Here is a 12,457-nt window from a genome sequence, read left to right on the forward strand (position 1 = left end):
AAAAGCTGACAATCAAAGACAAATGCGTCAATTCGTGGGAGCAAAAACAGCTTTCAAAAAGTCCCACGAATAAGCCACGTGAGAACTGCTTAAAACCACTATTTTTTGCCGAAGCGGAGAAAAAGAAAAAGCTCTGAAATCCTTGAATTTCAGAGCTTTGCTTTAATTTGCTATTTACTTTCGCGGTGCGTACGGGACTCGAACCCGTGACCCCATGCGTGACAGGCATGTATTCTAACCAACTGAACTAACGCACCATAATTTCATTTTTAATTGCTATCTCTCTCGATTGCGGTTGCAAAGGTAGGCATTTCTTTGAAACCTGCAATAGCTTGAAAGAAATATTTTTCATCTTTTTTAAACTAAGCTTGATTATAAGATATTTATATTACCTTTGTCTGACGAAAAAAAAATCGAATAACAAATCAAAATGAACCAAAAGCGAGAAAAATCATGAGAAATACTCCTATTGAACGTAAGTTGATAGACGAAACCATCGAAGCATTTCAAATTGCCGACTTTGGAAAGGCTACTATCCGCGAAGTAAAAGCAATTGCTGCCAAAGCAGAAGTTGAGTCAGGTATAGAATTCATAAAAATGGAAATGGGTGTACCAGGTCTGCCTCCTTCGGCAGTAGGTGTAAAAGCTGAAATTGAAGCATTACAAAGAGGAATTGCCAGTCTCTACCCCGACATCAACGGATTATCTGCCCTGAAAGAAGAAGCTTCACGTTTTATCAAAGCTTTCATTAATGTAGATTTAAAGCCCGAAGGGTGTGTACCAGTGACCGGTTCTATGCAAGGCACTTTCGCCTCATTCCTCACTTGCAGTCAATGTGATGAAAAGAAAGATACGATATTGTTTATCGACCCGGGATTTCCTGTGCAAAAACAACAGTTGGTGGTCATGGGACAAAAGTTTGAAACCTTTGATGTATATGACTTCCGTGGTGACAAACTAAAAGAAAAGCTGGAAAGTTATCTTGAGAAAGGCAATATTTTTGCTATTGTTTACTCAAACCCTAACAATCCCAGTTGGATATGTTTAAAGGAAGAAGAACTGCATATTATCGGAGAACTTGCCACGAAGTATGATGTAATTGTCCTGGAAGATCTGGCTTACTTTGCAATGGACTTCCGCCAGGATTTGAGCAAACCATTCCAACCACCTTACCAACCATCAGTGGCACATTATACAGACAATTATGTATTGCTTATTTCCGGCTCTAAAGCATTCAGTTATGCCGGACAACGCATCGGGGTAAGCTGCATCTCAAACAAATTGTACCATCGCTCCTACCCTGGACTCACCAAACGATACGGAGGTGGCACATTTGGTACAGTATTCATTCATCGGGTACTTTATGCTCTTTCTTCAGGTACCAGCCACTCTGCACAATACGCACTTGCTGCCATGTTGAAAGCTGCTAACGAAGGGCAATACAACTTCCTTGATGAGGTAAAGATATATGGTGAACGTGCACACAAATTAAAAGAAATTTTCCTTCGTCATGGTTTCCATTTGGTATATGACAATGATTTGGGTAATCCAGTTGCCGATGGTTTCTACTTTACCATTGGCTATCCGGGTATGACCAGTGGGGAACTTGCTAAAGAATTGATGTATTATGGTGTCAGTGCCATATCACTGATTACAACAGGTAGCCACCAGGAAGGTTTACGCGCTTGTACTTCTTTCATTCAGGATCATCAATACGCGCAATTAGAAGAACGGATGGCCATCTTTGCAGAAAACCATCCGGTGAAATAAGTAAATAGAAAAAATAAATTTACCAGTTAGTGCCGGTATCCCACCACAAACGAGTACCGGCATTATCATCCCCACCCAAAGCATTGACTAATGCACGATACTGCTCTGGATTCTCCGTTTGTAAGCCTCCGGGAAAATTTAACCGGCGTATCATGATTTCCGTATCGACGCAACCGTCCTTACTGTGGTTGAAGCGTACGGGAAAAAGACGTGGGTATCCTGTTCTACGCTGTTCCGCCCAAGCTTCACATCCTTCTGGAAACATCGCCAACCACTTTTGAGTAATAATCTTTTCTAATTTTGTATCCCGGTCAGCTGTTTCAATCCACTTTGGAGACACTGTACAACGTGCCTTTATATTATTTTCAGTATCATATGTATCCACAAAATCAGCAGCCAATTTATCACTATTCAAATAATCTGCCGTTTGCGATATACCATGTTGACGCAAAGATGCAGTAACCCCTCTCTCGTAACAGGTACCGGCATTTTCACTTGTCCAGTCCCGTAAAGCAGCTTCTGCTCGCAAGAACCAAACCTCAGCTGCAGTCATAAGAATAGCATCTGTCTTTTGAGTGGTTTGCAATTTAGATAAACCAAGGTAAGAGGTATGAGAGAAACAGGTCCCCTGCCGGATACCACGATATTGTCCCGTATATGCCTTATCCTGACAAGTAGCAAAATAAACAGCTTTCCGGGGATCTTCGTAACCGTTCATAATAGATTCCATAGGAGCACTCATATAAGTCTCATTCCACACCAGATTAAGTTCACCCAGCGGATTGGTATATCCACTTTGAGTTGAGACAGCTACCAGTTCATTTTCTGCTTCCAACACTCCATATTCATTATTAAATGCTTTGAGGAACTCTGAACGTGATTTTTCCTTATCCGCCAATGCAATACGCATGGCAAGTCTCATTCTCAATGAATTGGCAAACTTAATCCACGAAGTATATTTACCATCCATCAATATATCAAAACGGGAGAACTCAGCAGCTTCCGGATTCGACTCAACATAATCGGTAAGAACTGTCACAGCCGTATCTAACTCACAAAAGAATTCTTTGTATACAGCTTCCTGTGTATCGGGAGCATATTCTGCATCAGGATCGGCAAAGTGTGTATACACAATAGAACCATAATAATCCGTAACGCGATGCATCACTTCAACTTTCAGAATCTTTGTTATTCCGAAAAAGCCGGAATGCTTGTCACGAGTTGCATTTTCCGACTGGTATATCTGCGGAAAAATATACGAATAAGTATGTCCCCACATAGCACTATTCCAACCATCCTGCAAATTATAGTCCGAATTATGACTTCCTCCATTCAGCGGTTTACCATCATGCATATATCCACTGAACATATCGGCATTCAGATTCTGTGTCAACTGAAAAGGCCAGTTCTTACCTTTTCCATAATCATAATTAAAGTAAATACCTTGCTGGATAATGCCTAAACGAATACCATGTTCATTGTAATCAATCTGCAAATCTTCATCCGTTACTCCGGACAAATCCGTATTGATGTCTTTAAAGTCACCTGTACACGAAGCTAATAATAGCAGTCCCCCGAATATCCAACTATATCTTTTCATTCCACTTTTCTCCTCATCCATTAAAATTCACACTTCAATGAAAAGCCCCAACTACGCGTCGTAGGCATTCCATACACATCAATACCTTGATTGTCATTGCCGGTAGACAATACCAAATCAGGATCAAAAGGAGCCTTCTTATAAAAGAAGAACAAATTACGGGCTATAAATGACAGTTGTACTTTCTTCAAAACCTTAGATTTCTCCATCCAGGAGGCAGGTAACTGATATGACAACGAAAGTTCTCTCAACCGGATATTTGTAGCGTCATACATATAGTATTCCGTTGTTCCCGCACGTCCACCAACTATCTTATAAAATCCCTTTACATTATCTATCCGATGTCCTTCGAGCATTACATAGCCTTCATCGCGAGCTTGCGCTGTAACTTCCGATACACCATACAAGTCCATATCTGCCTGCGTTTGTGAAAGTACTTTCCCTCCATAACGGCAATCTACCAGGAAATAAAGCGAGATGTCTTTATAAGAAAGTGTATGATTCCATCCCATCTGGAACTTCGGATTAGAGTTACCTACCTTTACCGTGTTCCCATCACCTTCTATTTTAGGTAATCCGGCATTACTTCCTTCCGTCTCATACACAATATTACCTGAAGCATCCCGAACAAAAGCTTTTCCATAAATATCACCGATAGAACCACCTTTCACCAACTTCATGGCATAACTGGAAGAGAAGCTGGTAGGTCCATAAACAAACTCTTTCAATTCTTCATGCAAAGCGACAATCTTATTCTTATTAGTTGCAAAATTAAGAGTGGTACTCCACATGAAATCTTTCGTCAACACTGGTGTTGCATCCAATGCTATTTCCCAGCCACGGTTCAGAATATTACCAGCATTGACATACCGATAAGCATACTTATCACCCGCCAATGTAGGTAATTTAAAGAATTGGTTACGAGTATTCGTTTTATAAAAAGTAAGATTAAAACCAATGCGACTATTCAAAAAACGCGCCTCAGCACCAGCCTCCCACGAATAATTCATTTCCGGTTCCATCTCTTTAAAAGGAGCTGCATCATTTGCCAAATACTCACCACCGGCAGTTATATGAGACAGAGGATATGTCATGAATGGAGGAATATCATTGCCTACCATACTATAAGCTCCACGTACCTTAGCGTATGACACCCATTCCGGCAATGTAAACAAGCGACTCAAGATCAGCGATGTTCCGATAGAAGGATAAAGATATCCCCGTTTCTCATGTTTGGTATGTGAAAGAGTGGATGCCCAGTCATTACGGGCAGTCAAATCAATATAAGCGCTTTCTTTGTATCCCACCTGGACAGTGGCAAACAAGGATTGTAGCTGGCGACGGGCATCTATCTTCTGATCAAGGGCAGCCGAACCATTCATTATGATATTTGCCAGATTGAAAACATTGGCATAATATAATGAAGCAGTCTTAGAGTCATAACGAGTAGAATTGGTGGTTTTGTCATTGAGACTCGTACCCAGCGCGCCGTTCACAGAGAAGTCACCCCATTGCTTCTTCATCATAAGCATCAGATCACCATAAAACTGGATATCCTGATAGTCCATTTCTATGTAACGTCCGTTCGTACCTGCTAAAGCCGGAGCTGTGGAAGCATAGAATTTCTGACGAAGTTTGTCATTAATACAATCAACATTACCACGAGTCTGTACTGTCAACCAATCATTTACTTTGAAACTTGCCGATAAGGATACTATAGCATGCAAGCGTACTTCTTTACTTTGTATACGATTCACAATCCAATAAGGATTTTGTTCAAAGTCATCATAAGAAGTATGCCAGTTTTGTATATTCAAATTTCTACTCTCATCATATACTTCGAAATTATCCTTGTAATAGGTCAGATCCTCTCCACGAGGAAAGCGATAAAGACCGACTAACGGATTCATATAAAATCCGCCCACCGTCGGTTTATTCTTAGTAACTTGCCGCATCAGGTTTACACTACCATCTAACCTCAGACGATCGTTAAACAAAGTAGAAGTTTCTCTGAAAGTAAGATTATGTTTCGACAAACGGTTTTTATCAATAATTCCTTTACCGGTAGTATTGGCATACGAGAAGTAGTTTTGCAATTTTTCGTTACCATGACTCAAGGATACAGAAGTAATAGAAGCCATTCCCGTAGAAAAGAAATCTTTCAGATTATCATTTTTTGGCAAATTTTGTCGCTCACCCCAACTATCTATAATTTCACTGACTCCATAACGGTTTTGCATCTCAGGCAAAGAAACAGCTTTATCAAACATAAGACTGGTAGAGAATGAAATACTACGCTGTCCCTGTGATTTACCTTTCTTGGTTGTAATCAAAATCACACCATTACCTGCCTGGCTTCCATAGAGTGCAGCAGCAGGAGCGCCCTTCAGGATACTTATACTTTCAATATCTTCTGAATTTAAATTTGAAATGCCATCACCACCATCGCGATTTCCTGCATTAGCTGTCCCTCCTATGGCACTGAAAGCTTGTTCCGAACTTGAATTCAGCATAGGAACACCGTCAATTACATAAAGAGGTTGATTTTCACCAGCCACCGAACGGATTCCACGAATACTTACCTTCGCAGAAGCCCCCAAACCTGATGAGACCTGATTTATTTGTACACCCGCAGCTTTACCTGTCAACGATGTTATCAAATTCGGCATTTTAACCCTCGTCAGTTCTTCATTCTTTATCTGACTCATGGCATAAGAAAGAGAGTGTTCTTTCTTCTCAATACCCAATGCAGTCACAACTATTTTATCCAGTTCCACAGCATCCTCTACCATTGTTATATTCAGGAAAGTCTTTCCACCCACACTTATCTCCTGCGTTTTATATCCCATAAAAGAAAATCGCAACATAGCATTGTCTGCAACAGTCAATTTAAACTTCCCCTCCATATCAGTAACCGTACCGTTTGAAGTACCTATTTCTAACACTGTAGCACCCGCCAAGGGCACACCATCCTCACCTACAACGCATCCTGTAAGAGTTTTCTGTGCCAAGATTACCATCAAACGACTTTCTACGTCGTTTGCAACAAAAGCATAACAAGAACTACTGTATAAGAAAAAATAACTAAAAAATAAAAAACAGATATAACTATAGATAGTAAGTTTCATAATTTGCAATAAAGAAATAACAATCTGCAAATGTAACCAATTTCTTTTTCAATTAAAACCTGTTATATAACATATAAGTAATATCTATCAGTGAAAAAAGAACAATAATATTTGTTTTTCGAGGATTTGTATGTATATTAGGGGCATGGATACTAATGCGGACATCTTTAAAATAGAAACAAACCATGTGGTCCCCTCACGTGGCAAAGTGTTGATATCTGAGCCTTTTCTCTATGATGAGATGTTTGGACGTTCCGTTATTTTGTTGGTAGACCACTCTACAGATGGTACAATGGGGTTGGTACTCAATAAACCACTTCCTTTAAGCCTAAATGATGTATTGAAAGAATTTAAGGATATAAGCAATATACCGATCTATAAAGGTGGCCCATTAAGCACCGACACATTGTTTTATCTTCACACTCTGAAAGATGTGGAAGATTCGTTGCAAATAGGAAAAGGAGTTTATCTGAATGGAGACTTCGATGCCATTCGCCGTTATATTTTGCAAGGTAATGATATCGACGGAAAGATACGTTTCTTCCTGGGCTATTCCGGTTGGGAACATGATCAATTATGCCAGGAAATAGAAGAAAATACCTGGCTGATAGGATCAACAAGCATCGCCTCCCTTATGAATGAAAAAGGAAGTGCAGAGTTATGGAAAAATGTATTGGGACAGCTGGGAGGCAAGTATGAAATATGGTCACGCTTTCCACAAATTCCTACACTAAATTAATCATGCCGGATACGCTGCAATAATGCAACATCTTTGAAACATCCCTCGATACATAGCCAGTCTTTTAATAATCCGCAAGAAACAAAGCCACATGAAGTAAACAGGCGCATACTTGCTTCATTATCTGTAGCGATGTGAACGAATAGTTGTCGCATACGCAGAAAATCAAAAGCATATTCGCAAAGCAATGTTAATGCATCCTTTGCATAGCCTGCTCCGCGAAACTCTTTCCTGATCACGATACCCACTTCTCCACGCGCGTGCATAGGAGAAAAGTCTGTTATATCAACCGTGCCAATTGTCAGACCGTCTTCAAGACGCACAATCATCATACGCAGTTGTTTATCAGCAAACATATCACATTGTGAGTTCTCCATGTATTGCTTCATAACATAGCGCGAATAGGGTACTGTAAAGTTGCTGATATCCCACTGTTGAGGATCATTTTCCATCTCACAAATAAGTTCCAGATCTTCTGGCTCCATAGCACGAAGACGAATACGGTCATTTATAAAATAGGTATGTTTCATTCAGATGTAACATTTATCAGGAGTCACCAATACGCGACTCTCCGGGTTATAAATACCAAGGCTCAATCCCATTTTGTGATGATGGGACAGCAAGCGAATAATAGCTGAAAAAGAAAAGGCACGGCAATCATATACTACATGCGTGAAACCTTTCAGTGAAATAAATGAACTTCCATGACCATCTACAGCAGACATTTCGTTGGATACAACAAAGTGATGCTTTCCACCTAATCCGTTACGCTTTAAAAGTACGCGCAAGCTATGAATGGTTGCTTCTTCGCCAAATATGAGAAAACGAGGAAAACGTTGTCCTTTCTGGAAAGAGATTTTTGTCTCTTTTACCGGAAAACGAAACAAACGCTGCACAAAAAGTACAAACAAGCGAACATACATCTGTAGATGAATACCCGCACGCACCAGCCAACATCCTATAACACCATAACGTTCGCCATGTTTACAAAAGAAAATATCCATTGCCTTACAAAATACACGCACATGACGGTAAGTGTCCTTCGATGTACTTTCTCCCTTATAATGCAATATCGGACAGGGCAAATAATAATTTTTATATCCTGCTTCTTCTATCCGGCAAGACAGGTCAATATCCTCACCATACATGAAGAAATCTTCATCCAGTAATCCGGTCTTATCTAATGCTGAACGACGAAGCAACATAAATGCACCCGCCAGTACTTCCACCTGATGAACGCCATTCATATCCAAAGCAGTACAATAATAACCACCCAAACTTTTAGAGTGTGGAAACAATCGTCCCAAACCGGACAATTTACCAAAAGTTGCCGCCAAAGTAGGATATCCACGTTTAGATTCCCTCAAAAAGCGTCCGTCATGCGTTATCATTTTCACACCGGCAGCCCCGGCTTCAGGATGAGCATCCATAAAAGGTATTGCCTCTTCCAATGTCTGTTCCGACAATACAGTGTCAGGATTCAGCAGTAGCACATACTCCCCTTTCGACTCACGAATTACTTGGTTATTGGCACGGGCAAAGCCCAGATTTTCTTTATTATAGATATAGGTGATATTCGGAAAACGCTCAGTGATATATGCTTCAGAATCGTCCATAGAGGCATTATCCACTACCAGAATCTCGGCTGAAAGATTGTCAATAGCCCTGTATAAGGAACAAAGACACTGTTCCAGGTAATACTTAACATTATAATTGACTATGACAACGGAGAGTTTCATGCTTCCTCTTCTTTATTAATATGCAATTCCTTACGCAAGCGTCCCTCACCGGGCAAACAAAACAATGAAGCCGTTAGAGCAATAAAAGCACAAAGAATTCCTTTATTACTCAACATGAGATAATAAACAGCAAAACCCGCCAACACCGGTAACATTAAAAGTATAATGCGAATTTTACTCCAGAAAGAATACAAATGTAAGGCTTCGGGCAAACTAACCTTGTCGATCTTGCGCGTAAGCACCCATGCAAATAATTTTAAGGACACAGGCACACAGATAGCTGCCAGCAAAATAACCAAAGTTTCAGCCAAATAAGTAGCACGTACATCAGCAGCGTACATGCCTACCCATTCCCCACCAGTTTCACCTACTATTATTAACAGAACCGGCAGCAACCAAAAGCTAATAAATATAACTTTTAAACGAGCTGCCACGTGTTTTATTTGATTTTCCATGTGCTAATAACTTAATAATTAATAATTCAATTTGTTCCGGAAAAAGGAGTTCGATTCACAATACTACGTCCCAATGTCACCTCATCAGCATATTCCAGTTCATCACCAACAGAAATACCACGGGCTATGACACTCAACTTCACACCCAGTTTCTCCAATTTACGGTAAATATAAAAATTGGTTGTATCACCCTCCATTGTGGTACTAAGTGCCAGGATAACTTCTTTTATTCCACCTGCAGATACACGCTGCACAAGGCTTTCTATTTGTAAATCGCCTGGTCCCACCCCATCCATTGGTGAAATGACGCCACCCAACACATGGTAAAGTCCACGAAATTGCTGTGTAGCCTCCACTGCCATGACATCACGGATATTTTCCACAACGCACACAGTAGAATCATCTCGCTGTGGATTAGCACAGATACGGCAAGTCTCGGTATCCGATATATTGTGGCAGACTTTACAATATTTCACTTCGTGCTTCAGCGTAACAATGGCATTGCCAAAAGCCTCCACTACCGCCGTATCCTGTCTCAAAAGATGCAACACCAAGCGCATAGCCGTCTTTCGTCCCACTCCGGGCAGTTTGGCAAATTCACTCACTGCCTTCTCCAATAATATCGAGGAAAATTGTCCATTCATACTTAAAAATCAACTATTGGCGACAAAGATAATGCAAATTGAGTACAGAACTTTCATGCAAGCATGAAAAAGTTATGCCAAAATGCAGCTTATCTTCTCAAAAGATTATCAGAATTCCGTATTCTGAACACGGAATTTTGAAATAAGTGCTACCTTTGCACACGTAAAAAAAGAGAAACAGCCTGTAAGGAGTGTAAACATTTACGTACCACCGCTCATAAGTAGCTCCTGGAAGGGGGCATAACGTTTTTAAAGAATAAAGGCAACGTTTTTAAAAAACGTCCGCCATATTCTTTAAAAACGTTGGGAGAGTTTTTTAAAAACATTCTCCACACAGATAAAAAGAGTAAGAAACTTTCTAAAATTGACAAGAAAAATGGAGATTACAAGCGCCGAATTCGTCATTAGTAATACAGACGTTAAAAAATGTCCCCCCGGAATATTTCCCGAATATGCTTTTATCGGACGTTCCAACGTTGGGAAATCCAGCCTCATCAATATGATGACAGGCCGTAAAGGACTTGCTATGACTTCCGCCACTCCGGGAAAAACAATGCTTATCAACCACTTCCTTATTAATAAAAGTTGGTATATAGTCGATCTGCCCGGTTACGGCTACGCCAGACGCGGACAAAAAGGAAAATCACAGATACAGCGCATCATTGAAGATTATATTCTGGAACGTGAACAGATGACAAATCTCTTTGTGCTTATCGACTCACGGCTCGATCCACAAGTCATCGACATCGAATTCATGGGATGGTTGGGCGAACATGGAATCCCCTTCTCCATCGTCTTTACCAAAGGCGATAAGCTGAAAGGAGGCAGATTGAACAGCAATATCCAGCAGTATCTGAAAAAACTAAAAGAGCAATGGGAAGAACTTCCCCCATATTTTGTGACCTCTTCTGAGAACAGAATGGGCAAAAAAGAGTTATTAGATTATATAGAGAGTATTAATAAAGAATTGAATACCAAATAAAGTAATAGTTATATGAAAAAGAGTGTATTTTCAGTGGCATTTATTGTCACTTTGCTTCTGGTGTCTGCCAATAGTCAGGCACAGTCGCTAAAAGATTTATTCAATAAAGAAAACGTAGAAAAGGTAGTTAGTGCCGTTACTGGTAAAAATACCGTTGATATGACAGGAACATGGTCCTATACTGGTTCTGCTATCGAATTTGAATCAGATAATTTATTAATGAAAGCCGGTGGTGCAGTAGCCGCTACTACGGCAGAAGCCAAGCTCGACGAGCAATTAAGTAAAGTAGGCATCAAACCCGGACAAATGAGCTTTACCTTTGCGGCCGACAGTACATTCAACGTCAAATTGGGAGCCAAAACTTTGAAGGGTACCTATACATACGATGCTACCGAAAAACATGTAGCCATGAAGTTCGTTAAACTGATAAACATGAATGCCAAAGTCAATTGCACATCAAGCAATATGGATTTGCTGTTCGAATCTGATAAACTTTTAAAGCTTATTACTTTCCTTTCTAGCAAAAGCAGCAATGCAACACTAAAAACAATCAGCTCTCTGGCAAACAGCTACGATGGCATGATGCTAGGGTTCTCACTCGAAAAGAAAGAATAACAATATACAGAAATTAAAAAGCCCCGTAAACTTACTGTTTACGGGGCTTTTTAATTATTAATTTCTTAGATTATTATGAGAATTGAGCGGAAAACGAGACTCGAACTCGCGACCCTAACCTTGGCAAGGTTATGCTCTACCAACTGAGCTATTTCCGCATTAGATGACTCTCTTTTCACAAAGAGTTGGTGCCCAGAACAGGACTCGAACCTGCATGCCTCTCGACACACGCACCTGAAACGTGCGCGTCTACCAATTCCGCCACCTGGGCATTGTGTCATCTTTTATATAAAAGAGAGCGGAAAACGAGACTCGAACTCGCGACCCTAACCTTGGCAAGGTTATGCTCTACCAACTGAGCTATTTCCGCAACTATGATGACTGTGTGAAGAGAAGGAGACTCGAACTCCCACGACATAACTGTCACTACCCCCTCAAAGTAGCGCGTCTACCAATTCCGCCACCTCTCCATACATTTCATATTCTCAAAGAGCAATTGCCTCACCTAATGTGCCCAGAACAGGACTCGAACCTGCATGCCTCTCGACACACGCACCTGAAACGTGCGCGTCTACCAATTCCGCCACCTGGGCATTAGGTAATTGCAATCTATGCACTTGAGCGGAAAACGAGACTCGAACTCGCGACCCTAACCTTGGCAAGGTTATGCTCTACCAACTGAGCTATTTCCGCGATTGCGGATGCAAAGGTAGATATTTTCTCCAAACCTGCAAACATTCCGCCCGTTTTTTTCGCGAAGAAAACTATACATCTCCTCCACTCTG

The 12,457-nt window shown here is 40.7% G+C and carries 10 protein-coding genes and 7 tRNA genes; 4 read left to right on the top strand and 13 right to left on the bottom strand.

Annotated features, from left to right (window positions below; genetic code table 11):
• Nucleotides 1-183: 183 nt before the first annotated feature.
• Nucleotides 184-257 (bottom strand) — tRNA-Asp (locus tag BACINT_RS11280).
• Between the two features lie 196 nt (nucleotides 258-453).
• Here BACINT_RS11280 and BACINT_RS11285 point away from each other — a divergent pair.
• A complete protein-coding gene (locus tag BACINT_RS11285; protein WP_007663088.1) occupies nucleotides 454-1,770 on the top strand; it encodes an aminotransferase class I/II-fold pyridoxal phosphate-dependent enzyme in 1,317 nt (438 codons plus the stop codon).
• Nucleotides 1,771-1,789: 19 nt separating this feature from the next.
• On the opposite strand, the gene BACINT_RS11290 is transcribed toward BACINT_RS11285, so the two are convergent.
• Both BACINT_RS11290 and BACINT_RS11295 read right to left on the bottom strand, forming a co-directional pair.
• On the bottom strand, nucleotides 1,790-3,370 hold the full coding sequence (locus BACINT_RS11290; protein WP_044155212.1) for a SusD/RagB family nutrient-binding outer membrane lipoprotein: 1,581 nt from the start codon (nucleotides 3,368-3,370) through the stop codon (nucleotides 1,790-1,792).
• 20 nt (nucleotides 3,371-3,390) lie between these two features.
• Entirely contained in the window at nucleotides 3,391-6,390 is a 3,000-nt protein-coding gene (locus BACINT_RS11295) for a SusC/RagA family TonB-linked outer membrane protein (RefSeq protein ID WP_007663102.1), read from the bottom strand.
• Between the two features lie 253 nt (nucleotides 6,391-6,643).
• On the opposite strand from BACINT_RS11295, the gene BACINT_RS11300 reads away from it, so the two are divergent.
• Nucleotides 6,644-7,237 (top strand): YqgE/AlgH family protein, encoded by a 594-nt coding sequence (locus BACINT_RS11300; protein ID WP_044155213.1) that lies wholly within the window; start codon nucleotides 6,644-6,646, stop codon nucleotides 7,235-7,237.
• Here BACINT_RS11300 and BACINT_RS11305 read toward each other — a convergent pair.
• Genes BACINT_RS11305 through recR form a run of 4 tightly spaced genes read right to left on the bottom strand, consistent with a single transcriptional unit; the run spans nucleotide 7,234 to nucleotide 10,075 of the window.
• A complete protein-coding gene (locus tag BACINT_RS11305; RefSeq protein ID WP_007663107.1) occupies nucleotides 7,234-7,767 on the bottom strand; it encodes a GNAT family N-acetyltransferase in 534 nt (177 codons plus the stop codon). The genes BACINT_RS11300 and BACINT_RS11305 overlap by 4 nt on opposite strands.
• Nucleotides 7,768-8,976, bottom strand: a complete 1,209-nt coding sequence (locus BACINT_RS11310) for a glycosyltransferase family 2 protein (RefSeq protein ID WP_007663110.1) — start codon at nucleotides 8,974-8,976, stop codon at nucleotides 7,768-7,770.
• A complete protein-coding gene (locus BACINT_RS11315) occupies nucleotides 8,973-9,431 on the bottom strand; it encodes a hypothetical protein (RefSeq protein WP_007663113.1) in 459 nt (152 codons plus the stop codon). Before BACINT_RS11315 ends, BACINT_RS11310 begins: the two co-directional genes overlap by 4 nt.
• A gap of 26 nt (nucleotides 9,432-9,457) precedes the next feature.
• On the bottom strand, nucleotides 9,458-10,075 hold the full coding sequence (gene recR / locus BACINT_RS11320) for a recombination mediator RecR (RefSeq protein WP_007663114.1): 618 nt from the start codon (nucleotides 10,073-10,075) through the stop codon (nucleotides 9,458-9,460).
• Between the two features lie 376 nt (nucleotides 10,076-10,451).
• On the opposite strand from recR, the gene yihA reads away from it, so the two are divergent.
• Both yihA and BACINT_RS11330 read left to right on the top strand, forming a co-directional pair.
• A complete protein-coding gene (gene yihA / locus BACINT_RS11325; protein WP_007663115.1) occupies nucleotides 10,452-11,057 on the top strand; it encodes a ribosome biogenesis GTP-binding protein YihA/YsxC in 606 nt (201 codons plus the stop codon).
• A gap of 12 nt (nucleotides 11,058-11,069) precedes the next feature.
• A complete protein-coding gene (locus BACINT_RS11330) occupies nucleotides 11,070-11,672 on the top strand; it encodes a DUF4923 family protein (RefSeq protein ID WP_007663117.1) in 603 nt (200 codons plus the stop codon).
• An 85-nt stretch (nucleotides 11,673-11,757) separates the two neighbouring features.
• Here BACINT_RS11330 and BACINT_RS11335 read toward each other — a convergent pair.
• From BACINT_RS11335 to BACINT_RS11360, 6 genes are all read right to left on the bottom strand, one after another.
• Nucleotides 11,758-11,830, bottom strand: a tRNA-Gly gene (locus tag BACINT_RS11335).
• A gap of 28 nt (nucleotides 11,831-11,858) precedes the next feature.
• Nucleotides 11,859-11,943 (bottom strand) — tRNA-Leu (locus BACINT_RS11340).
• Between the two features lie 26 nt (nucleotides 11,944-11,969).
• A tRNA-Gly gene (locus BACINT_RS11345) sits at nucleotides 11,970-12,042 on the bottom strand.
• A gap of 16 nt (nucleotides 12,043-12,058) precedes the next feature.
• A tRNA-Leu gene (locus BACINT_RS11350) sits at nucleotides 12,059-12,142 on the bottom strand.
• Nucleotides 12,143-12,183: 41 nt separating this feature from the next.
• Nucleotides 12,184-12,265, bottom strand: a tRNA-Leu gene (locus tag BACINT_RS11355).
• A gap of 27 nt (nucleotides 12,266-12,292) precedes the next feature.
• Nucleotides 12,293-12,365: transfer RNA gene (locus BACINT_RS11360), tRNA-Gly, on the bottom strand.
• Nucleotides 12,366-12,457: the final 92 nt, after the last annotated feature.

This window comes from Bacteroides intestinalis DSM 17393 (genome assembly GCF_000172175.1).
Taxonomy (GTDB): Bacteria; Bacteroidota; Bacteroidia; order Bacteroidales; family Bacteroidaceae; genus Bacteroides; species Bacteroides intestinalis.

Coding starts and splice junctions, on each gene's coding strand:
- BACINT_RS11285 (WP_007663088.1), top strand. CDS start 454: ATGAGAAATACTCCTATTGAACGTAAGTTGATAGACGAAACCATCGAA.
- BACINT_RS11290 (WP_044155212.1), bottom strand. CDS start 3,370: ATGAAAAGATATAGTTGGATATTCGGGGGACTGCTATTATTAGCTTCG.
- BACINT_RS11295 (WP_007663102.1), bottom strand. CDS start 6,390: ATGGTAATCTTGGCACAGAAAACTCTTACAGGATGCGTTGTAGGTGAG.
- BACINT_RS11300 (WP_044155213.1), top strand. CDS start 6,644: ATGGATACTAATGCGGACATCTTTAAAATAGAAACAAACCATGTGGTC.
- BACINT_RS11305 (WP_007663107.1), bottom strand. CDS start 7,767: ATGAAACATACCTATTTTATAAATGACCGTATTCGTCTTCGTGCTATG.
- BACINT_RS11310 (WP_007663110.1), bottom strand. CDS start 8,976: ATGAAACTCTCCGTTGTCATAGTCAATTATAATGTTAAGTATTACCTG.
- BACINT_RS11315 (WP_007663113.1), bottom strand. CDS start 9,431: ATGGAAAATCAAATAAAACACGTGGCAGCTCGTTTAAAAGTTATATTT.
- recR (WP_007663114.1), bottom strand. CDS start 10,075: ATGAATGGACAATTTTCCTCGATATTATTGGAGAAGGCAGTGAGTGAA.
- yihA (WP_007663115.1), top strand. CDS start 10,452: ATGGAGATTACAAGCGCCGAATTCGTCATTAGTAATACAGACGTTAAA.
- BACINT_RS11330 (WP_007663117.1), top strand. CDS start 11,070: ATGAAAAAGAGTGTATTTTCAGTGGCATTTATTGTCACTTTGCTTCTG.